Annotated in this window: 26 protein-coding genes and 1 pseudogene; 19 read left to right on the plus strand and 8 right to left on the minus strand. The window is 51.7% G+C overall.

Annotated elements, in window-relative coordinates; all coding sequences use genetic code 11:
• Positions 1-8: 8 nt before the first annotated feature.
• Together BM299_RS03585 and larC2 are read right to left on the minus strand one after the other, a co-directional pair.
• Positions 9-311 carry an ACT domain-containing protein gene (locus BM299_RS03585; RefSeq protein WP_092482089.1) on the minus strand — a complete coding sequence of 101 codons (303 nt, stop codon included), beginning with the start codon at positions 309-311 and terminating at the stop codon, positions 9-11.
• A 210-nt stretch (positions 312-521) separates the two neighbouring features.
• The gene (gene larC2 / locus BM299_RS03590) at positions 522-998 is read right to left on the minus strand and encodes a nickel pincer cofactor biosynthesis protein LarC2 (protein ID WP_092482090.1); all 477 of its coding nucleotides are present in this window, start codon (positions 996-998) and stop codon (positions 522-524) included.
• Positions 999-1,203: 205 nt separating this feature from the next.
• Between larC2 and larB the strand changes: the two genes are divergently transcribed.
• The 18 genes and pseudogenes from larB to BM299_RS03670 all read left to right on the plus strand — a co-directional run bounded on the left by larB (position 1,204) and on the right by BM299_RS03670 (position 15,307).
• Positions 1,204-1,968, plus strand: coding sequence for a nickel pincer cofactor biosynthesis protein LarB (gene larB / locus BM299_RS03595; protein WP_092482091.1), 765 nt, complete (start codon positions 1,204-1,206; stop codon positions 1,966-1,968).
• On the plus strand, positions 1,965-2,777 hold the full coding sequence (larC, locus tag BM299_RS03600) for a nickel pincer cofactor biosynthesis protein LarC (protein WP_092482092.1): 813 nt from the start codon (positions 1,965-1,967) through the stop codon (positions 2,775-2,777). Before larB ends, larC begins: the two co-directional genes overlap by 4 nt.
• Entirely contained in the window at positions 2,774-3,598 is an 825-nt protein-coding gene (gene larE / locus BM299_RS03605) for an ATP-dependent sacrificial sulfur transferase LarE (RefSeq protein WP_092482093.1), read from the plus strand. Before larC ends, larE begins: the two co-directional genes overlap by 4 nt.
• Positions 3,599-3,895: 297 nt before the next feature.
• Complete coding sequence (locus BM299_RS19900) at positions 3,896-4,039, plus strand: hypothetical protein (RefSeq protein ID WP_245779627.1); 144 nt, start codon at positions 3,896-3,898, stop codon at positions 4,037-4,039.
• A 26-nt stretch (positions 4,040-4,065) separates the two neighbouring features.
• Positions 4,066-4,362, plus strand: coding sequence for a Spy/CpxP family protein refolding chaperone (locus BM299_RS19905; RefSeq protein ID WP_245779628.1), 297 nt, complete (start codon positions 4,066-4,068; stop codon positions 4,360-4,362).
• 151 nt (positions 4,363-4,513) lie between these two features.
• On the plus strand, positions 4,514-5,212 hold the full coding sequence (locus BM299_RS03615; RefSeq protein WP_092482094.1) for a response regulator transcription factor: 699 nt from the start codon (positions 4,514-4,516) through the stop codon (positions 5,210-5,212).
• Complete coding sequence (locus tag BM299_RS03620; RefSeq protein ID WP_092482095.1) at positions 5,213-6,985, plus strand: ATP-binding protein; 1,773 nt, start codon at positions 5,213-5,215, stop codon at positions 6,983-6,985.
• Positions 6,986-7,030: 45 nt separating this feature from the next.
• Complete coding sequence (locus tag BM299_RS03625) at positions 7,031-7,249, plus strand: hypothetical protein (RefSeq protein WP_092482096.1); 219 nt, start codon at positions 7,031-7,033, stop codon at positions 7,247-7,249.
• 148 nt (positions 7,250-7,397) lie between these two features.
• A complete protein-coding gene (locus BM299_RS03630) occupies positions 7,398-7,928 on the plus strand; it encodes a hypothetical protein (RefSeq protein WP_092482097.1) in 531 nt (176 codons plus the stop codon).
• Between the two features lie 18 nt (positions 7,929-7,946).
• Complete coding sequence (locus BM299_RS03635) at positions 7,947-8,645, plus strand: ABC transporter ATP-binding protein (RefSeq protein WP_092482098.1); 699 nt, start codon at positions 7,947-7,949, stop codon at positions 8,643-8,645.
• 1 nt (position 8,646) lies between these two features.
• The gene (locus BM299_RS03640; RefSeq protein WP_092482099.1) at positions 8,647-9,861 is read left to right on the plus strand and encodes an efflux RND transporter periplasmic adaptor subunit; all 1,215 of its coding nucleotides are present in this window, start codon (positions 8,647-8,649) and stop codon (positions 9,859-9,861) included.
• On the plus strand, positions 9,858-11,051 hold the full coding sequence (locus BM299_RS03645; RefSeq protein ID WP_092482100.1) for an ABC transporter permease: 1,194 nt from the start codon (positions 9,858-9,860) through the stop codon (positions 11,049-11,051). The genes BM299_RS03640 and BM299_RS03645 overlap by 4 nt, the downstream gene beginning before the upstream one ends.
• Positions 11,052-11,158: 107 nt before the next feature.
• Positions 11,159-12,322: a TolC family protein gene (locus BM299_RS03650; protein WP_092482101.1), complete on the plus strand. Its 1,164-nt coding sequence runs from the start codon at positions 11,159-11,161 to the stop codon at positions 12,320-12,322.
• Between the two features lie 297 nt (positions 12,323-12,619).
• Positions 12,620-13,327 (plus strand): LysM peptidoglycan-binding domain-containing M23 family metallopeptidase, encoded by a 708-nt coding sequence (locus BM299_RS03655; RefSeq protein WP_131820600.1) that lies wholly within the window; start codon positions 12,620-12,622, stop codon positions 13,325-13,327.
• Between the two features lie 98 nt (positions 13,328-13,425).
• Positions 13,426-13,866 (plus strand): annotated as a pseudogene (locus BM299_RS03660) (response regulator transcription factor); the annotation flags it as partial.
• A 10-nt stretch (positions 13,867-13,876) separates the two neighbouring features.
• Entirely contained in the window at positions 13,877-14,059 is a 183-nt protein-coding gene (locus BM299_RS20305) for a hypothetical protein (protein WP_131820601.1), read from the plus strand.
• Positions 14,007-14,789 carry a trypsin-like peptidase domain-containing protein gene (locus BM299_RS03665; protein WP_092482104.1) on the plus strand — a complete coding sequence of 261 codons (783 nt, stop codon included), beginning with the start codon at positions 14,007-14,009 and terminating at the stop codon, positions 14,787-14,789. Before BM299_RS20305 ends, BM299_RS03665 begins: the two co-directional genes overlap by 53 nt.
• A 149-nt stretch (positions 14,790-14,938) precedes the next feature.
• Positions 14,939-15,307, plus strand: a complete 369-nt coding sequence (locus BM299_RS03670) for a response regulator (protein WP_092482105.1) — start codon at positions 14,939-14,941, stop codon at positions 15,305-15,307.
• A 415-nt stretch (positions 15,308-15,722) separates the two neighbouring features.
• Here BM299_RS03670 and BM299_RS03675 read toward each other — a convergent pair whose 3' ends face one another.
• The 6 genes from BM299_RS03675 to BM299_RS03700 form a co-directional block, all read right to left on the minus strand.
• Positions 15,723-16,394 (minus strand): cytochrome c biogenesis CcdA family protein, encoded by a 672-nt coding sequence (locus tag BM299_RS03675; protein ID WP_092482106.1) that lies wholly within the window; start codon positions 16,392-16,394, stop codon positions 15,723-15,725.
• Between the two features lie 4 nt (positions 16,395-16,398).
• Positions 16,399-16,746, minus strand: a complete 348-nt coding sequence (locus BM299_RS03680) for a thioredoxin fold domain-containing protein (protein ID WP_092482107.1) — start codon at positions 16,744-16,746, stop codon at positions 16,399-16,401.
• A gap of 285 nt (positions 16,747-17,031) precedes the next feature.
• Complete coding sequence (locus BM299_RS03685; RefSeq protein WP_092482108.1) at positions 17,032-17,334, minus strand: cupin domain-containing protein; 303 nt, start codon at positions 17,332-17,334, stop codon at positions 17,032-17,034.
• A 49-nt stretch (positions 17,335-17,383) separates the two neighbouring features.
• Entirely contained in the window at positions 17,384-18,085 is a 702-nt protein-coding gene (locus BM299_RS03690) for a rhodanese-like domain-containing protein (RefSeq protein WP_092482109.1), read from the minus strand.
• Positions 18,086-18,100: 15 nt separating this feature from the next.
• The gene (locus BM299_RS03695; RefSeq protein WP_092482110.1) at positions 18,101-18,559 is read right to left on the minus strand and encodes a MauE/DoxX family redox-associated membrane protein; all 459 of its coding nucleotides are present in this window, start codon (positions 18,557-18,559) and stop codon (positions 18,101-18,103) included.
• Entirely contained in the window at positions 18,559-19,137 is a 579-nt protein-coding gene (locus BM299_RS03700; RefSeq protein ID WP_092482111.1) for a rhodanese-like domain-containing protein, read from the minus strand. The genes BM299_RS03695 and BM299_RS03700 overlap by 1 nt, the downstream gene beginning before the upstream one ends.
• A gap of 221 nt (positions 19,138-19,358) precedes the next feature.
• Here BM299_RS03700 and BM299_RS03705 point away from each other — a divergent pair, with 221 nt between their 5' ends.
• Positions 19,359-19,826 carry a Spy/CpxP family protein refolding chaperone gene (locus BM299_RS03705; protein WP_092482112.1) on the plus strand — a complete coding sequence of 156 codons (468 nt, stop codon included), beginning with the start codon at positions 19,359-19,361 and terminating at the stop codon, positions 19,824-19,826.
• The last annotated feature ends 266 nt before the right edge of the window (positions 19,827-20,092 follow it).

The raw sequence follows: 20,092 nt of genomic DNA on the forward strand, positions 1-20,092 counted from the left end.
CCCCTTTATTACAGCCGGTGCATGAATTTGAAGGCGTCTTCGTGCTGGGCGTCGATGCGCACGCCCAGTTCTTCCCCTTTGCTGCTTAAATTGTCTTTAAGCGTGGAAAGGTCAATCTTGCTTTTTTCCATGTCGGCGATCAGTACCATAACCAGAAATTCCTGCATAATGGTCTGGCTGATGTCCAGGATATTGATGTCATTGGCGGCCAGAATGCCGGTGACTCCGGCGATGATGCCGACCCGGTCGGGGCCGATAACGGTGATGATGATGCGTTTGCCCTGCTCTTTTTCTGTGTTCAAGTATTTCATGTATATCTCTCCTAAGTAAAAATTAACGCTTGGTTTGGCATGCTAAAGATGTTGAATAGCGGTGAAAAATAACCGGGTTTGCCCTACTTATGATACCACCCAGTATAAAAAATTACAAAGTTATCGATTTGCCAACAGTTCTTTATTTTATTTTTTATGAAAAAATGGTCCTTGGATCTTGCCGGCGGGGGTTATCGGACCCACGCATATTTATTGGGGTGTCTTTTCCGTCTTTTGCGCAGCCTGCAGGGCGGCCCGGAATACTTCCCGCAACGGCACGCCCCGTTCCAGCGCCCGGGCCCGGCAGTCTTCGTATTCGGGGCTGTACCGAACGGGCGTATTTTTATCGCCCGTATAAGCTACTTTTACCCGCACCGGTCCGTATTCTGTTTGGGCGGTTAAAAAGCTGCGGGCCAGGCAGGCCCTTTTCTCGGTGCGTATCCGCACCCCCAGGGTGGAGGTTTCGGTAAAAATAACTGCCAGCAGGTGATCCACGTCCCGGGGACGGGCCAGAACGGTGAGCAATACGCCGGGGCGGCCTTTTTTCATGATGATTGGCTGTAGGTAAGCGTCCAGCGCCCCCCCGGCCAGTAATTTTTCGATTACATAAGGATGAAATTCCGGGTTCATATCATCAATGGCCGTTTCCAGCACGGTGATCTCTTCCCAGTGGTAATGTGTTGTCATCTTTGTTGCTGTTCACCACCTTTATTGTTCCGCTAAACTTATCCATATAATATTTCGCCTACGATGGCGGATATTCCTTGCCCGTTCCCCGGGCAAATTGCGTTCCGGCATGCAAGTTACGTATCTTTTTAACTGTAAATAAAAATGTTATATTATCTATGAAACGACACGGATATAAAATAGACTGGATAAGGAGTAAATTACAATGCTGTTGTCTGAGTTGCGCGCATTGTTGAAAGAGGTGGAACAGCGGCGGGTAAGCGTGGAAGAGGCCCTGCACAGGCTGAAGACCCTGCCTTACGAGGACCTGGGATTTGCCAAGCTGGACCATCACCGGGGTTTGCGCAAGGGCTTCCCGGAGGTGGTTTTTTGTCAGGGTAAAACGGTGGAACAGGTGGCTGCCGTAGTGGAGAGACTGTGCGCCCACAGCAATAATGTTTTGGCGACCCGGGCCGGGCGGGAGGTTTTTGAGGCAGTCCGGGCGATCTGTGCCGACGCCCGGTATTCCGAACTGGGACGGGTCATTACCATCAGCCGCGGCGAGCCGTTGCCCCGGAAAGGAAACGTGCTGGTGATGAGCGCCGGCACCGCGGACCTGCCTGTGGCCGAGGAAGCCGCAGTCACCGCGGAAGTGATGGGCAATCATGTACGGCGCTGTTATGACGTGGGGGTGGCGGGTATCCACCGTCTGCTGGACCAGCGGGAGCTGATGGAATGGTCCGATGTAATCATTGTGGTGGCCGGCATGGAGGGTGCACTGGCCAGCGTGGTGGGCGGGCTGGCGGACCGGCCCGTTGTCGCCGTGCCCACCAGTGTGGGGTACGGGGCCAGCTTCAACGGGCTGGCCGCTTTGCTTAGTATGTTGAACAGTTGCGCGTCCGGAGTGGGTGTGGTGAATATAGACAATGGCTTTGGGGCGGCGGCGCTGGCGGATGCCGTAACCCGGGTCAAGTGGGAGGCGGCGAAATGAGAATAGCGTTTTTTGATTGTTTTTCAGGTGTCAGCGGTGACATGTGCCTCGGGGCCCTGGTGGGAGCGGGGGTTGATATCGACAGGCTGCGGCAGGAATTGGCCGGGCTTCCTGTGGAAGGGTATGCGCTGCGCCGTGAACAGGTAATACAGTCGGGTATTACCGCCGAAAACATTACCGTGGCACTGGCCGAATTCGAGCAGCCGGCCCGTCACCTGCCGGAAATTGAGCAGCTTATCGACGCCGCCGGCCTGCCGGAAAGGGTTAAGGATAAAAGCAAACAGGTTTTTCAAACCCTGGCCCGGGCGGAGGCTCGAGTCCATGGCACCAGCCCGGATAAAATTCACTTTCACGAGGTGGGGGCGGTGGATGCCATAATCGATGTGGTGGGTACGGTGCTGGGGCTGCACCTGCTGGGTGTGGATAAAGTATATATTTCGCCCCTGCCCCTGGGGTCGGGGTTCATCCACTGCCGGCACGGCGTGATACCTTCGCCCGCCCCGGCCACCCTGGAGATATTGGCCGGGGCAAGTCTACCGGTATACGACGCCGGTGTGCGCATGGAAACGGTTACGCCCACGGGCGCGGCCCTGATGGCTGTGCTGGCCCGGGGGCGGGTGGGATTACCCTCCATGACCGTGGAACGGGTCGGTTACGGAGCCGGCAAACGGCAATATGACCGGCCCAACCTGTTGCGAGTGATTATTGGGGAACCGGCTACGGAAAACTACCGCCCGGTTGACCTCCATGCCGTGCAAACGCATCACCGGCATGGGGCTGAATGCGTAAACGGGGGAAACAATAAATGAACAGTGATAAACTGGCCCGGCTCCAACAGATCTTGCGGGAAATGGGCAGCGTACTGATAGCCTTGTCGGGAGGCGTGGACAGTTCCTTGTTGGCGCGGGTGGCCGTGGAGACGCTGGGTGAAAAGGTGCTGGCCGTTACCCTGGTTTCGGAATTGAACCCGCCGGGGGAGGTTGAGGATGCCCGCAAGGTGGCCGTCCTGTCCGGGATCCGGCACCGGGTGGAAAAAGTGGACCCGCTGTCGGTGCGGGAGGTGGCCCAGAATGATGAGCAGCGTTGTTACCATTGCAAGAAATATATAATGTCTGTTTTACTGGACCTGGCCCGCCGGGAAAACCTCGCCGTGGTGGTCGACGGTACCAATGCAGGGGATATGCACGACTATCGCCCCGGGATGCGGGCCCTGCGGGAACTGGGTATCCGCAGTCCCCTGCTGGAAGCGGGCATTGACAAAACTGACGTGCGGGCGCTTTCCCGGCATCTGGGCCTCTTTACGGCGGACAAGCCCCCGGCGGCCTGTCTGGCCTCCCGGATTCCTTACGGCACGCCGGTTACGTCGGAAAAACTGCGCCGCATCGGCGCCGCGGAACAATGGCTGCGAGAGCGCGGTTACAGGCAGGTGCGGGTGCGGTATCACGGTGATCTGGCCCGCATTGAAGTGCCACCCGCCGATATTGTGCGCCTGGCGGGAGAATATGCGCAAGTGGCGCGCGCACTGCGGGAAATGGGGTTTGGATATGTAACGCTGGACCTATGCGGTTATCGCACGGGAAGTCTGAATGAATTATTGGAAAAAAGGTATGCCTGCCAAAAGGGTGATTAAGTTAAGTCCAAATTTTGGATCTGCCTATAATTTAGACGCCCTCCTTTTAGGCCTTTAGCGAGGCCTTATTTTTATTATTTATTAGCGATTACTTTCGGCCATATTGTCGCAAACGCGATATGCTTTTAAATCATCCGGTGCGCACTACACTTAAAAAAGTATTTAGAAATATAATATAAGTTCATAAACTTCCCAATCTTTTCTCACAGTTTGTTCACAATTGGTGGGTAGAATATAGTTAGCACAGGGAAAATAACTAAAATTTCTGTGCAATCAGATGGGAAAGGAGGTGTAATAGTGAACAAGAAAATAGTGCTTTTGACCGTTACACTACTTTTGGTATTCGGTATTGTCCAGGTGGCTGCGGCGGCCGGAATGGGCTGGGGTGGTAACGGCCCGCGTATGCTTAATAGCGATGACTGGGTCAGCCCGGTGCCTTAAATCTCACTGACCAGCAAATCGCTAAAATGCAGGAAATCAGGCAAAAAACCTACGCGCAAACCCGCGACCTGCGCATTAAGTTGATGGACAGCATGCAAGAGCTGAAGCAGCTACAGCTGCAGAAAAACCCGGACAAAGCCAAAATAGACGCCAAGATCAAGGAGATTAACGATCTGCGCGGCAAACTGTATGGCATCGCCCAGCAAAGCCGGGAGCAGTGCCAGTCTTTACTCACCCAGGAGCAGTTGGCCCAGATGGCCCAAAACAGGGGCAAATGGGGCCGCGGCTTTCGGGGAGGCTTTGGGGCCGGCAGCACCCAGTAAATGATTTGTTTTGGTAACTGAAAAGGGAGGGACGGATTTTATGCGCCCTCCCCTTTTAACAACGCCCATGAAGCTCAGTTCACGCCAGTAATATAAAAGTGCTACGGTTTTGCATTATCGTAAAAAGGACGGGGGTAAGGGAGGTGTAAAAATGCAGGAATATGCCGGTAATATACTGGTTGTGGAAGATGAAGAACCGGTAAGGGAGCTGTTGCGGCTATACCTGGAAAAGGAAGGTTACCAAGTGGAAATAGCCGTGGATGGGGAAGAAGCCCTGCAAAAAGTGCCCAGCCGCCACCCGGACCTGATCCTTTTGGATATCATGCTGCCTAAAAAGGACGGCTGGGCAGTGTGCCGGGAAATCAGAAAACAACTTTCCATACCCATTATTATGCTGACCGCCCGGGGAGAGGAGCTGGACCGGGTGCTGGGCCTGGAAATGGGGGCGGACGATTACATAACCAAGCCCTTTTCCCCCCGGGAAATGGTGGCCCGGGTCAAAGCCGTGTTAAGGCGGGTGCACCAGGCGGAGGAAAAAAAAGACGCTGAGGTGATCACTTTACCAGGCCTAATCATAGATAACGCCGCCAAACAGGTGGAAATGAACGGGCAGGTTTTCTCCATGCCCCCCAAGGAGTTTGAGCTTTTGTGGTTTTTGGCCGCTAACCCGGACCGGGTTTTTACGCGGGAACAGCTGCTGCAGCAGGTTTGGGATTATGACTACCTGGGTGACCCTCGCACCGTGGACACGCATATCAAACGTTTGCGCGAAAAACTCAGCGCCCATACGGGTAAGCGCTACATAAAAACGGTCTGGGGCCAGGGCTATAAATTTGAGGCAGGCAATTAAATGTTCAAAAGTTTATTTAGCAAGCTAATGTCCACCTACATCGCCATTATTTTAATCACCCTGCTGGTGCTGGGCCTGGCCATGTCCTACCTGTTGGGTGACTACTATTACTCTACTAAAGAGGCAGAGCTATTAAATAAAGGCCGGGAAGTGTCGCGCATTATGGCTGAAAACACCGGACAGAACCGGCCTGCCGCCGATGTAGTGGACATTTTAAACCGTTTTGGGGATAATCACATGTCCTTAATCAACAGGGATAAGCTTTTACTGATGGCCCACAGCGAATTTTCCGGCACTTCGCGGCGTTTCTGGCTGGAACCGGTCGACGCCCAAAAGCTTCTGGATGGCCAAACCGTTTCCAGGCGGGGGTATCTCCCCCGTTTTGAACAACTGGTTATTTTTGCCGCCGTGCCTATGCTGGTAAATAACGAGGTGCAGGGAGCGCTGCTTCTGTCGGCCCCGATGGCCGATATCACCGATACCGTTGGGGCTGTGCGCCGGTTGATGTTCTTGGCCGCCCTGCCGGCCCTGTTGCTGGCGGCCCTGCTGGGTTTATTATTATCCCGTTCGGTGGCCCGGCCGCTGCGCCGGCTCAGTGAAGCCACCGTACAAATAGCGGACGGTGATTATAAACAGCGGGTGGAACTTAAGTCCGGTGATGAAATCGGCCACCTGGCGCAAAATTTCAACCGTATGGCTTTATCTCTGGAAGAGACCGTGGGCGCATTGGCCCTGGAAAAGGAGAAAATAGAAAACATTCTGGCCCACATGGCCGAAGGGGTGGTAGCTGTAGACGGCGCCAACCGGGTGATTTTACTTAACAATCGGGCGGCCCGCACCTTCGGGTTGGGGGAATCCGCAGACTTTTTAGCGCAAGCCTACGGGGAACCCGTCCCGGATAAACAGTTGCATGAATTGTTTGCCAAGGTTCTAGCATCCGGGGAGCCGTGCAGCAGGGAATATACACCTGATGGCGGGCGGACTTATACCCTGGCCCATATTTCTCTGCTAACTGACCAGACAGGCTACAGCTTCGGTGCCGTGGGCGTGTTGCAGGATATTACCGAATTAAGGAAACTGGATCAACTGCGCCGGGACTTCGTGGCCAACGTATCCCACGAATTGCGTACTCCCCTCACTTCGGTCCAGGGTTACGTGGAAGCCATGCTGGATCGCGCCATCCCTGGCGAGGACCAAGACAAGTACCTGACCATTATCCACCGGGAAACGCTGCGCCTAAAAAAATTAATCTATGACCTGTTGGATTTATCGCGGATTGAATCGCGTAAGGAAAGATGGGATATGAACGAAATAGACGTACCGGAACTTGTGGACCAGGTATTGGTAAAACTGCGACCGCTTATAAAAAAGCAGCAGGTAACTGTTGACAGGTATTTTCCGGACCAGTTGCCGCCAATGCTGGGCAACGAAGACCGCATTGAACAGGTGCTGGTGAACCTGCTGGACAACGCCGTAAAATTTTCATGCCCCGGCGGGAAGGTTACGGTGCGGGCGCAGGCGCAGGATGATAACATCACGGTCAGTATCGCCGACCAGGGGCCGGGCATCCCGCCCGAAGACCTGGAACATATTTGGGAGCGCTTTCACCGGGTGGAGAAATCCCGTTCCCGGGCTTTGGGGGGTACGGGGCTGGGGCTGGCCATCGCCCGGCAAATTGTGGAGGCCCACGGCGGTAAAGTAAGCGTGCAGAGCGAAGCGGGCCAGGGGTCCACCTTTAGTTTTACTATGAAAACTGTACCGGCTGAAATATAAGGTTAAAGGATCATGGTAATTTTTTCAGCCAGTGGGGGGGGTAATATGCACCACTCGATTACGGGTTTTAACCTGGGAAATTGGTTGTGGCCCATCATGATTATCGGTATCGTTGGTTTGGTTTACCTGGTGGCCAAATGTGGTAAGCAAGATCTTTCCACCCTTGACGAGGAGGAAATAGCGGCTGAACAATGCCCCAACCTGTACGCGGAGCTGATTCAGCTTAGGGAAGAAGTGCAGCGGCTAAAGGGTAAATCGCCATAGAAGCCACAGGTAACAGGAAATAAAATGCACCGGGTAGCCTTTGGTAAGCAAAAAAGATGGCCACACTAGACAGACGGGTTGCTATTGTGAAATTTTGCAAAATAACAAGTCCACTACAGAAAAAATACTAGAGAAGGTGATGATAAGTTTGCGCCTTAAAAAAGTCATATTCTTGCTCATTAGCCTGCTTGTTTTTGTACTGCTTCAGGGCTGTAATTCAGGAAGCAATGATACCGCCAATGCCCCCGCGCAAAGCTCCGGCCAGTCCTCCCAAAATGTAACCCGGTGGGGTGGTCCGGAAAGGCCGGCGGATTTATGGGGCCAGGTCAAGACCATTCGGGGCAACAAACTGACTGTTTTTAAAGTGGAAAACAACATTGCTCAAACGGAGGAAGAAAGGGAAGCGCTGCGGGGTCAAATGCAGTCTTTAAGCCCTGAGGAAAGGGCCCAGGCCCGGGCGGAGCGGATTAAGGTGAGTGACGAAACGGTGGACATTATCATCCCGGTGGGCGTGCCGGTGATCGCCACCGGTAATTTTGGCGGGGAAGCCGCGGAAGTGGACATTTCCCAAATTAAACAGGGCGACATAGTTAAATTCTGGCTGGAAGAGGAACCTTCTGGCGAGGGGGAGTCAATGGCTGAATTTGTGCAAATTAATCAAGGCGGCTATGGTCAGTAGCTTTATGGGGGCTAATTTATGATTGTGATGCGAGATATCGTCAAAATATATAAAAACGGCCTGCTGGAATTAAAGGCCCTGGATCAGGTCAGCTTAACGGTGTCCAAAGGGGAATTTGTCGCCATCACAGGCACCTCCGGATCGGGTAAATCCACTCTGATGCACATCATGGGCTGTCTCGACCGGCCCAATGCCGGGGAATATTTCCTGGACGGGGAAGATGTACTGGCCTGCCCCGAACAAAAGCTGGCCGCCGTGCGCAACTGCAAAATAGGATTTGTGTTTCAAAAGTTTAATTTACTGCCCAAGCTGGACGCCCAGACCAACGTGGAAATCCCGCTAATTTACCGGGGCGAGGATAGGAGCGTTTCCCGGGAGCGGGCCGCCCGGCTCCTGGAAATGGTGGGCCTGGGCGACCGGCTGCGCCACCGGCCCAACGAACTGTCCGGAGGCCAGCAGCAGCGGGTGGCCATCGCCCGGGCGCTAATCGGCGATCCCCCTTTGATTTTAGCCGACGAACCCACGGGGAACCTGGACTCCCGCTCGGGGGCGGAAATCATGGAACTGTTTAAACAACTGAACAACCAGGGGCGTACCTTGGTTTTAATCACCCATGACCAGGACATTGCCCGGCAGGCCAACCGGATTATTTACCTGCAGGACGGCCGGGTGATACCGGCCTCCGGGGGTACTGCAGCGAAAAGAGAGGTGAGTTGACTTGAGTCTACCGGAAAAGCTGACTGGCTTAAAAAATAAAAAAACATTTCTAATCATAGCAGCGGCTTTGTGTCTTTCCATTGCCCTTGGCCTGTATTCTTTTGCGGTCGGCCGCGGTGGGGAAGCGGTGGCCGAAGAAATAAAGGAAGTAACGGTAAAAAAGGGGGAGCTGAAAATTGACCTGGCCGCGGACGGTAAAGCCGAACTGGACACGGTGGGGCTGAATTTTCAAATTAATGGAGTAATTAAGGAAATCTCCGTCCAACCGGGTGATCAAGTTAAGGCCGGGGATATCATTGCCCGGCTGGACGCGGAAAAATACCAGCTGGAGTTGGAAGCCGCCCGGGCGGGTTACGAAGCGGCCCGGGCCAAGCTGGCTAAAGCCAAAGATGATTATAACAATAAACTGATCGCGGCCAAGGAAAAAATGGACAACGCCATGCTGGTCTACCAGCCCATGAGCGAAGTGCCCGACATTTTCCCGGCGCAGGAAGTGGCTTTAAAAAAACTGGCCGCGGACAGCGCCCGGGAGGCCTATGAAGCGGCCAAGCGGGCCACTTCAGATATCCAAATGGAAGAAGCCGCTGTGGCCCAGGCCCTGGTTAACCTGAAAAAGGCGGAAAAGAACCTGGAGGATACTGTGTTAAGAGCCCCGGTGAACGGTACAGTGCTCTACATTGCCAATAAGGTGGGGGAAACCGTGTCCGGCGGAGGGGATAATGCGGACAAACAATTTGCCGTGGTGTCCACCGGCGATGCCGTGACGGTTATTTCCCAGGTCCTGGAGCTGGATATTGCCGAGGTGACACTGGGCCAGGCGGCGGAGGTGGAGTTTGAAGCCCTGCCGGGTGAGACATTTTCTGGTAAAGTTGGCGGTATTGAAGCATTGCCTGTTTCAGACCCTAGCGGCATTGTCGCGTATGAGGTCAGTATACTGCTTGATCAGCCCGACGCCCGGATTAAAAACGGCATGACGGGGGCCGTGTCCTTGATCATTGAACAAAAGAAAGATGTATTAATTATTCCCAACGCAGCGGTGAAAAGGGTGGACGGCGCGGCAGTGGTGGAAATGTATAACGAGGCCGGTGAAATTGTGACCCGAAAGGTTAAGACGGGCTTTACCGATGGCAGTAACGTGGAAGTGATTGACGGCTTGCAGCAGGGAGATAAAGTGGTCATCCGGACCAGGCCCGCCGGCCAGGGGGGTAAGGTGTGAAATACAGTGAACTGATTAAAATGGTCTTTGTAAACATCTACGCCAATAAATTCCGGGCCTTTCTCACCGCCCTGGGCATTATTGTGGGCGCGGCTACCATTTTGCTGGTGGTGGCCGTGGGCAAGGGCGGCGAGGCCTCGGTGGCGGAGCAGTTTGCCAAACTTAACGCCGGCACCATTTATGTCATGTCCGCCCGGGGGAGCGATATGTACAGAAAGCCCTTAACCACCACCGATGTGGAGGCCATCAAAGAAAAAGCGCCCTCGGTGGAAATGGTCACCATAGCTATTAATGGCAAGGTTGAAGCTAGTTATAACGACATCACTTTTCAGGGCGATGCGATCGGCGCCTTTCCCGAATACCAGGCCCTGAGCAACCTGAAACTGCAAGCGGGCGCGTTCATCAGCGATGAAGACAATGAGCAAAGAAACCGGGTGGCCGTGCTGGGGGCGGAACTGGCCGAAGAGTTGTTCGGCGGTGATGCGGCGGCCGCCGTGGGCAGTACCGTCAAAATCGACCGGCGCAACTTCCAGGTTATCGGGGTGCTGGAGCGGCTGGGGGACGCCACGGGCGGCGTCAATACCGATGAAAGTGCTATTGTGCCGTACGTGGTGGCGGAAAAATATATCCTAGGCGCCAACGTGTACCCCCGCATGATCGCCCTGGCCAGGGATTTGGAAAGCGTGCCCTCGGCCATGCGGGAAATTGCCGGGGTGCTCCGGGAAACGCACCGTATCCGCGGGCAGGATGACTTTATGATCAGGGATGCCGGCAGCCGCCTGGCCGCGGCCCAGGATACGGCCCGCACCATGTCCGTACTGCTGGTCATCGTAGCCACTATAGTGCTGATCGTGGGCGGCATCGGCATCATGAACGTCATGTTTGTCTCAGTCAAGGAGCGCACCAGGGAGATCGGCATCTTAAAGGCCATCGGGGCCAGGAAAACCGATATCCTGCTCCAGTTTTTGCTGGAGGCGGTAATCATCAGCCTGGCCGGAGGGGTGATTGGGGTGGCCCTGGGCGCGCTGGTGGTCCCCCTGATGCAGTATTTTGATTTGCAGGCTATGCCGACTCCGCTGGGTGGAATTTTGGGGCTGGTTTTCTCCGTGTTCACGGGCACTTTTTTCGGCTATTACCCGGCCCTGAAAGCCGCGGGCTTAAGCCCGCTGGAGGCATTGAGTCACGAATAACGCGAATAAAGGTGCCTGTCTGGCACTCCTTAATTTCGACAAAAAACGGATATTAAAAATTATTGTCGGTGCCAGGCATCAATAATCTACATGGGAGGCGGGGTTAGTTGTTAAAAAAATTGCTGCTTGCGATTTTAATTGTCAGCTTTACGTTCAGTGGGCTGCAGCCTGCGTTGGCCAGGGAACCCGCGCGGCCCGAGCTTACCCTGAACGAGGCCATAGAAAAGGCGATTAAGCACAGCGAAGTGGTCAAAAAAGCTGATTTGGAAATAGATCGCACCGAAGCGCTTAGGGATGAGGCGTCTGATCAGCTGGATTTTATCCCCACCGTCGGAGATGTGGTCTATTATGATCCGCAGTTTGAAATTGCCTGGGCCTCCTTGCTGCAGGCGGACCTGACCTGGCGCATGTCTAAAAAAAGTTACGACGCCCGGCTGGACGGCATCGCCCTGGATACCTACCAGCTGTACTGGAATGTTTTAAAGGCCCGGGAAAGTGTAGAAGTAAAAGAAATTGTTCTTGAGCAAGCCCGCCTGGAACTGCAGCAATCCCGGGCGGCCTACCAGCATGGAATTGTGGCCAAGTTCGGCCAAGGTAACTCAGCCGGAACAACCATGATGGCGCTGGATCAGGCCGAGGCGGCGATGGATAAAGCGGAAAGCGACCTGGCGGCGGCGCAAAATGAACTGGATCACGCTTACACGGAATTTAACCAGTTGGTGGGGCTGTGGCCCGAGGACCGGCCGGTGTTGGTGGACGAACTGGAATTTCACCCGCTGGAGGTAACCAACCTGGACACCGAGGTTAACCGCGCTCTGGAGAACAGCCCGTCCGTGTGGCTGGCCGAGCAGGGGGTGCAGCTTCAGGAATATATTAACGACCTGGCGTGGGCCAAGGGGCAGTATACCCCCTACGATGCCCGGGAGGCGGAATTGGAGCAGGCCGAACTGGACGCCCAAAGCGCCAAAGATGCCACCCGCCTCCTGGTGCGAGACCTGTACTATACCCTGAAAAACCTGGAGGAATCTTATAAGTCTGCGGAAAAGGGAGTGACCAGGGCCGAGGAGGAACTAAAAACCAAAGAGTTGATGTACCAGGCCGGGGTTGCCGGCAAACTTGATGTGGCAGCCGCAGAGGTTGCCTTGGCCGAGGCGGAGCAACTGCTGAAAGAACTAGCCGCCCAGCACGCCTACACCAAGCTGCTATTCCAGAAGCCCTGGGCGCCCGCCTACAGCACGCTGGGCGGTACGAGCGGGTCTTCAGGTAAGTAATATCGTAAGTATATTTAAATAATTAAGGGAACATCGTGGAGTGGAGATGGGTATTTTACGAGATAATAAATTACTTTTGATAACCCTGTTATTGTAATTGTCGGGATATTATTCTTAGCCTATCAAAACGCTGATCTATTTAACCCCGGAACCGAAGATAAAGATACCTTCGGAGATGCAGTTGAAAAACCTTCTAATTTAAAAACACCGGAACCACCACCCCAAACACCTTCGGAAAAACAGGATTCCCCCAAAAGCCTAGAGCCGGTTCTGTATCAGGTGGCAGCCGGGGATACCTTGAGCGGCATAGCGGAGCGTTACGGTATTGATGTGGAAACCATCCTGGGGGCCAATGACCTGCCCAACCCCCACCGGCTGGACGTGGGCCAGGAACTGGTCATTCTGCCGGTAAAGGGTTTGCTGCACCGGGTTGTACCGGGGGAAACCCTTGCGGCAATAGCGCTGCGCTACCGGGTTGAAGTTGAAAGCATTCTGGAAGCAAATAGTAACCTTGACCCCCTTGGTCTGCAGCCCGGGCAGAAGATAATCATCCCCGGAGCCAGGCCGGTAAGAACGATGAGATCAACGGCCAATGTACCGGCAACTTCCCGCAGCGGCACGGCCAGGAAATTCACTTTACCGGTCCAGGGCCGCCTTACCGCCGGGTATGGGCAGCGCACCCATCCCATTACCGGCAGCCGGGACTTTCACGAGGGCTGGGATTTGGCCGCGCCGGAAGGAACGCCGATCAGGGCGGCCGCGGCCGGCCGGGTGACCTTCGCCGGCTGGGACGGCGGTTACGGGCTGGCGGTTAGGATCGACCACGGCAATGGCGTTACTACTCTATACGCTCACGCCTCTTCCATCCTGGTGTCCGTGGGAGAACAGGTTTCCCCGGGAACGGTGATCGCCAGGGTGGGCAATACAGGGCTATCCACCGGGCCACATGTGCATTTGGAAGTCCGGGTCGATGGCCGTCCGGTGGACCCGGGGCAATATTTTTAATGCTGGGTTTTTACCTGAGCATGATTTCAGACCTGCGTTAAAGTGAGGCAATTTTATGGACCGGGCCATTAGCTTGCAGTTAAAAGGAAGGTTCGCGCGTGTTCCGGATTTTCCTGGTTGAAGATGAGATAAATTTAAATCAAATATTAACTTGCTATTTAAAAAAAGAAGGCTGGGAAGTACGGTCCTTTACCAATGGGCAATCTGCGCTGCAAGCCATTGAAAAGCACCCGCACCTCTGGATTTTAGATATTATACTTCCTGATATTGACGGCTACCAGCTGCTGTGCAGTATCAAAGAGGCGTCCCCGGACATTCCCGTTATTTTTATGTCCGCCCGGGATGCCGATTTGGATCGCATCATGGGCCTGGAGATGGGAAGTGATGACTACCTGGCAAAACCATTTTTACCCCGGGAACTTGTTACTTGCACACACCGTCTCCTGGAACGGGTTTACAAATCAACTGAGGCAAAAAAACCATTTATTAATCCGGATTGTCCCTATATTCCAGATGAAGATAAGCGTATAGCCCATAAAGAAGGTTAATATGAAAAATTTAACTGATTTCAGGCGCAAACTGCTTTTTATTGCCCTGACTGCCTTTGTGGCGGGGGTGATGTTTGCCGGGGGATGCCTTTTGGTGAACGACTTGAGCCCGGGCAACAGGCGCCTCGGATTTGGGATTGATCACCGCCAGCGCCACCGGACTCCCACCAGGTACAGGAACTGAAACCGTGGCCAACACGGTGGAGAAAGTCGGGTCGGCGGTGGTAAAAATTGATACCGTAAGCACCAGCGGAGGGGTGGACCCTTTTTTTAACGACCCTTTCTTTAGGCAATTTTTTGGCGGCCCCTACGGGTACAGGACCCAGCCGCGGGAACAACAAGGCCTGGGTTCCGGCTTTATTATTTCTGAAGATGGATATATTTTAACCAACGAACACGTCATTGACGGGGCGACCAAAATAACCGTGACCATAGAAGGAATGGACAGCCCGCTGCCGGCGAAGGTGGTGGGGTCGGATTACAATTTGGATTTGGCGGTGCTCAAAGTGGATGCCGGGCGAACCCTGCCGTATCTTAAATTGGGGGATTCATCCAAGGTAGAGGTGGGCAACTGGGTAATCGCCATCGGCAACCCGTTCGGGCTGGACCATACCGTAACCGTCGGCGTAATCAGCGCCAAGGGACGCCCGGTGCAGGTAGAAAACCGCAGCTACAAGAACCTGCTGCAAACCGACGCCTCGAATCGGCCAAAAGGTGGACATTGTTCTCTATCGCGGCAATCAGCAGCGATCCTTATCCATAACAGTAACGGAACAACCAAATTAGGCCGGGTAAAACTGCCTTTGGGATTTCTTCCATTGGTAGTTTGCAGTTTAAACCGATTTAGTGTAAAAGGCAAAAAACAAATGCCAAGCTACTTTGCGTTAACTGGCATTTGTTTTTTTTATTCATAAATTGTTCATGTGTAAAAAATTCTTTTGGAGGAACTTGCCTGAAATAATTCATAAAAATGTCAACATTTATTCACAGTTTGCTCAAATTTAAGGGATAAAATCAGGAAAAGAAGAACCATAAACTGCACTATTAACAGGGAGGGGTAATAATGCCTGGGAAAAATACGGCCATGCTCATTGAAGACGATGAGTTGCTGCAGGCAGTGATTAGCGTCGGCCTGGAAGCGGAAGGGTTTTATGTGATCATGGCCTCGAATGCCGAAGAGGCGGAAAAATTTTTATTAGAAATAAAACCGGATCTGATTGTATTAGATCGAGCATTGAGTGATATAAACAGCATTCGAGAGCATTGCCGTAAAATATTTAAACGCTGGGAAATACCAATCATAGCCATTGGTGGTGCTGAAAATGTGAACCTGGAAAAGCCTCTCGATGATAAGATAGCTAAAACATATGATTTTAACGGTGACAAAAGCGGCCTGGACGATTTAATGAATAGAGTCCGATTTGCAATCTAATTTTTAACAAGCGTGGTATAACCGGGTTGGCTCTATGGGTAAGGATCAAGAACAGTGCCGATTAAAAAAGCCGAGTGGTGGTACCTTCCGCTCACTGACTCGGCCTTATAATTGTATGAGCCTACTTTAGCTCCGGGCGGCTGCATAACTCGGCCCTTCGGGCCTCAAACAGATTCGCCGCTTATCCTCCGCCTCGTTCGCTCTTTTAAGGAGAGGGGACACACCTCTTCGAGGAATGTCCCCAATTTATGGCTTCGTATGTTCGCTCCAGGTACCACCACTCGGCTTTGACTGCAATTAAGTATACTTTAACAATAAAAAAGTCCGTTTCAGAGTGGCTACCCCGGAACGGACTTCTTGGCGTCATAACGGCGGGGGCATGTTTATCTTGTGCTCCCGTAATTTTTGTCAAGCTTTAGCTAATGGTACTATATAACAAATAGAATCCTAATCCTACCAGCGCCAGGCCGCTTATCTTTTGTATCACCTCGCTAACCCGGGCGAATTTGGATGCGTTTTTAAGTACCGAGGTGAAGGTGCCCGCCGCCAGTAAAGGGATGCTGCGCCCAATGGCATATACAAACAGGAGGATAAAACCGTTAAATACATTACCCTTGGTGGCGGCATAAGCCAGTACCGTGGCTGTGACCGGAGTGGTGCAGGGAGAGGCAATTATGGCAAAGGGAATACCCAGCAGGAATGCCCCTAACACTCCGCTGCTCCGCTTAATGCCGGGCAGATTTACAGAATAACTTGGTAGCGTAAACAAGCCAAGCATGTTGGCGCCCATCAGTACCGCCACAAAAGCAGCTATGTACCAGACAACACTGCTGCCTAAAAACATCTTACCGGCCAGGGAAACAAAGGCACCGGCAGCGGCCAGGGTAAGGGAAAGCCCCAACACAAAAGATAAAGATAATATAAACCCTTTTAACCGGGAGCGGTTGTCGTGTCCTCCCACATAGGCCACCACCATTACCACTGTGGGCAAAGTGCAGGGGCTCAATCCACTAACCAATCCGGCGGCCAAAACGGCCAGCAGTGAAAAACCCAATGAGCCGGCTAATAGTGCATCCACTGATGGCATGTACTTAATTCACCACCTGTTCTATAGCCTGGCTTACTTCTTCTTGATTCAATTCTCCAATCCAGCTTTTAATCACCTTGCGGTTGTTATCCAACAATACTACGGCGGGAACGGAATTGACATTTAATTCTTCAGCAACTTCCATTAATTTATCGTGTTCCAGTTGATCATATATGGCAATATCAATCCAGGCAAAACTAACTTTTTCCCCGTATTTCTTTTCAATCTCCTGGGTAGTTGCCCGGTGTTCGTCGAAAAATTTCTTGGTATCCGGGCAGCAATCCGCATCATACGTTAGTATCACTGCTACGGGTTTCCCTGTGGCGAAACTGTTATCCAGCAGTTGAGTCAGGGTGACTGCACCGGTATCCGCTGCAACGCCAGGAGTTGGTGTATCTTGCCCTGGAACTTCTTGGGCCGTAACAGCTGACTGCTCTGAATCAACATCGACCCGGTCTTCTTAATTTGTCCACAGCGGTTTGGTTCCTATGACTATGAAGGCTAATATAATCAATCCGAATATAATTGTTTTTGCATTGGGCTTGTGCATTTTGACCTCCTATCTTCGTTAACACTGTGTATATGATTAAAGGTTATTTCGCATCTGTCTCAAGATAGATTAGTACGATGGTAATTATCAGTGTATTTGTATGGCTAAAACTACAAGCCTGGTAATGGCGGTAATCTTACGCTCCTTATTCGCCGGTACCATGATCAATATACCCTCTTGCATATCTTGTTTTTCTCCCTCCATTTCCAGCAGGCCCTTTCCTTCCACAGTGTAAAATATTAGATCAGAGGCCATTATACAGGGTGGAACTGATTGGCCCGGTTCAAAACAGATTAACAGTCCTTTGGTTTTGGGTAGATCAAACAAAACCTTTTTTACCTGCTCCCGGCCTGAGAATTCAATTAAATTTTTTATATTCAAAACTGACATTCTAGACACCTCATTTCCTTGAAATAGGTATGCTTTTCTAACCTAATCGTTAGCTATCTCCCGCGACTAAATCATATCCAGCACGCACCCAATCAATTTTTCCACCGGCCAGGTTATATACATTTCGATACTCAGTCCCCAATAATAATTTTGCAACCATGTAGCTTTTGTTGCCCGTTTCACAGGTTAGCACAATGGTATCGGATTTATTTATTCCCAGTGAATCCAGGTATTGTTCCGGCTGCGTCCGCATCAACCGTAAATCTCCAAGCAATGAACCTTCAATATGCCCCTCCTGATATTCACCCGGGGTGCTAATGTCAATAATGACCAGATTTGTTGATGAAGCGATCATTTCATTTAAGTCACGGGCGCTGATTTCCTTAACCCCGGTGCTATCTTTTGGGGTAACAGCTTGATCGGAACTACTTTGTTGGGAAGAGGATAGGTCGGTATTCTCTTGTTGTTCAGATGAAATGGGTGTTTGCATCTGGTTGTTCTCAATGACATTGTTTGATTTTATACTACCGGCGGTTGGTTCCGAATTAATTGGTTCTTCGTCAACACCGTTAGTATGTGGTAGGTTTTCTTCCGCGTAGGCATTATTTATTTCCTCTTGCTGTTCAGGCGACACGGAAACAACCGGTGTTTGATCATGATTGCTTTCATTGCTTGGCAAGCAACCCACTGAGCTTATTGACAAAATTAATATGAGGAAAAGTACGGCACATAGATTTTTAAGCGCAGTCATAAAAAGTGACTCCTTTCAGGACTTGTTTTTACCGGTAAGTGCTGCCAACGGGGTCAGTTTAACCCGGTCAAAGTAAAGTAGAAAAAGGGCTCCTGCCAGCATGGCTAAATCTTCAAAGATAGCCAAAAAGCCCACCGTTCTTTCCACCCCGCTAAAACAACCGCAATCAACGTCCAGGCCGCGAACGGCGCTGATTATTAAAATGATTATAAACATAGTTAGCAACCCGGCTATGGCCAGCGAACCTCCTTTGGTGTTAAACCCCAGCAGCAAACAAATTCCGGCCAGGGTTTCAATCCAGGGAATGGCTACCGCCACCGGGCCGATCAGTTCATCAGGCAAGAGTTTATAATTGTACATAGAGGCGGCAAAATCCAAAGGAGCAATGATTTTGCCAAGGCCTGCATAGAGAAACAACCCGCCCATGATCAGCCTGACCGCCAATTGAAAATAATCATTATGTAAAAGTTTCATCAGCTTATATCACCTCCATTAGGATTAGACACTGGGTAACCCGCGTCCAACCAGCCGGGATAACCCTCACCCAACACGTACACATTGGTATAGCCGCGTTCCACCAGTTCTTTGGCCATTTCCACCCCCACATCGCATTCCCCGCCGCTGCAATAGGTTACAATAACGGCGTTATGGTCGGGTATGGCTTCTTCCAGCACCACTTCCCCTTTCACTACCGACATCAGGGATATGCCAATAGAGCCGGTGATAGTCCCTGCCGCATGTTCTTCAGGGCTTCTGGCGTCTAGAAAAATAGCCTGCCGTTCATCAAACAGTTTCTTGGCGGAAATTAGGTCGATAAACCTTATATCGGTGCTTAATTGCTCCGCCTTTGCTTTGAGATCAGCAAGCTGCTTTTGTTGAATTTCGGCCAGTAGTTCACCGCCAAGTGATTTTACTACCAATGGATAGTTAAATGTCCAGCCCAGTAAACATGCCAGCACGACTAAAAATAAGCACTGTTTTAGGGCCGTACCGGCTAGATTTTTCTTCGGCGTCATCTCCCTGCCATCCCCTTGGTTATTTCCAGTATTCATTTCAATTAGTACCCCCCTTCCAGTTCCTGCATATTATTATAGCTACTATTTGGGGCTATTTTGTGAAAAAAGTTTGAACATCCTGTGAACAGGTAAAGTTCCGGATTTATTCACAGTTCATTCACAGAACAGTAAAAAATACCTTATATAATAAAAAGCGTAAGAGCCCGGCGGGATAGCCCACAGAACAGTTTTTTAAGTTAAGGAGGGAATTGATACAAGTGAAAAAGAAGATGATAGTTTTAACTGTAACGCTGGTGCTGGTCCTCGGCATCGCCCAGGTGGCCTCGGCTGCCGGCATGGGCTGGGGCGGCGGCCCGCGGATGCTGGACAGTGACAACTGGGTCAGCCCGGTGGAGGCCTTGAACCTGACCGACCAGCAAATTGAAACAATGCAGCAGTTACAAAAGAGTTCTTATGAGCAAACCGGGGACCTGCGGGACAAGTTGCGCGACTTAATGTTTGACCTGCGGCAGTACCAGCTGCAAAAGGACCCCGACCAGGCCCAGATCGACGCCAAGATTAAACAAATTAATGATCTGAGAAGCCAGTTGTACAATATCAAGGCGCAAAACAGAGAGCAGATGCAGTCCCAGCTGACCACTGAGCAGTTGGCGGAGATGGCTAAAATGAGGGGTTTCGGTAAACACGGGGCCCGTGGATTTGGCGGTTTTAGTGGAACCAATTAAATAATTCCGGCAAAACAATAGCAACCGGCCGGGCGGGAGGGGAAATCATTCCCCTCTTTTTGCTTCTATTTTAAAAAAGTATATGCTGGCTATATTTAGCCAGTCTAAACATTAAAATATTGAAAAGCGCGCTTTAATGTAATTGATCTAAGCGCGCTTTCTTTAACAGGTCAAGGTTTTTAGTACAAAGTATAACTAATAATATTTATTAGCGGTTTCTCTGATTTAAGAGGCGTTTGCGAAGGCGGTTGCAGTTTTCCCAAAGC

It is taken from the genome of Desulfoscipio geothermicus DSM 3669, assembly GCF_900115975.1.
Classification (GTDB): domain Bacteria; phylum Bacillota; class Desulfotomaculia; order Desulfotomaculales; family Desulfallaceae; genus Desulfoscipio; species Desulfoscipio geothermicus.

What these genes read in the sequence shown, in the direction of transcription:
- BM299_RS03585 (WP_092482089.1), bottom strand. Translation starts at nt 311, where the DNA reads ATGAAATACTTGAACACAGAAAAAGAGCAGGGCAAACGCATCATCATC.
- larC2 (WP_092482090.1), bottom strand. Translation starts at nt 998, where the DNA reads ATGACAACACATTACCACTGGGAAGAGATCACCGTGCTGGAAACGGCC.
- larB (WP_092482091.1), top strand. Translation starts at nt 1,204, where the DNA reads ATGCTGTTGTCTGAGTTGCGCGCATTGTTGAAAGAGGTGGAACAGCGG.
- larC (WP_092482092.1), top strand. Translation starts at nt 1,965, where the DNA reads ATGAGAATAGCGTTTTTTGATTGTTTTTCAGGTGTCAGCGGTGACATG.
- larE (WP_092482093.1), top strand. Translation starts at nt 2,774, where the DNA reads ATGAACAGTGATAAACTGGCCCGGCTCCAACAGATCTTGCGGGAAATG.
- BM299_RS19905 (WP_245779628.1), top strand. Translation starts at nt 4,066, where the DNA reads ATGCAGGAAATCAGGCAAAAAACCTACGCGCAAACCCGCGACCTGCGC.
- BM299_RS03615 (WP_092482094.1), top strand. Translation starts at nt 4,514, where the DNA reads ATGCAGGAATATGCCGGTAATATACTGGTTGTGGAAGATGAAGAACCG.
- BM299_RS03620 (WP_092482095.1), top strand. Translation starts at nt 5,213, where the DNA reads ATGTTCAAAAGTTTATTTAGCAAGCTAATGTCCACCTACATCGCCATT.
- BM299_RS03625 (WP_092482096.1), top strand. Translation starts at nt 7,031, where the DNA reads ATGCACCACTCGATTACGGGTTTTAACCTGGGAAATTGGTTGTGGCCC.
- BM299_RS03635 (WP_092482098.1), top strand. Translation starts at nt 7,947, where the DNA reads ATGATTGTGATGCGAGATATCGTCAAAATATATAAAAACGGCCTGCTG.
- BM299_RS20305 (WP_131820601.1), top strand. Translation starts at nt 13,877, where the DNA reads ATGAAAAATTTAACTGATTTCAGGCGCAAACTGCTTTTTATTGCCCTG.
- BM299_RS03670 (WP_092482105.1), top strand. Translation starts at nt 14,939, where the DNA reads ATGCCTGGGAAAAATACGGCCATGCTCATTGAAGACGATGAGTTGCTG.
- BM299_RS03675 (WP_092482106.1), bottom strand. Translation starts at nt 16,394, where the DNA reads ATGCCATCAGTGGATGCACTATTAGCCGGCTCATTGGGTTTTTCACTG.
- BM299_RS03685 (WP_092482108.1), bottom strand. Translation starts at nt 17,334, where the DNA reads ATGTCAGTTTTGAATATAAAAAATTTAATTGAATTCTCAGGCCGGGAG.
- BM299_RS03690 (WP_092482109.1), bottom strand. Translation starts at nt 18,085, where the DNA reads ATGACTGCGCTTAAAAATCTATGTGCCGTACTTTTCCTCATATTAATT.
- BM299_RS03695 (WP_092482110.1), bottom strand. Translation starts at nt 18,559, where the DNA reads ATGAAACTTTTACATAATGATTATTTTCAATTGGCGGTCAGGCTGATC.
- BM299_RS03700 (WP_092482111.1), bottom strand. Translation starts at nt 19,137, where the DNA reads ATGAATACTGGAAATAACCAAGGGGATGGCAGGGAGATGACGCCGAAG.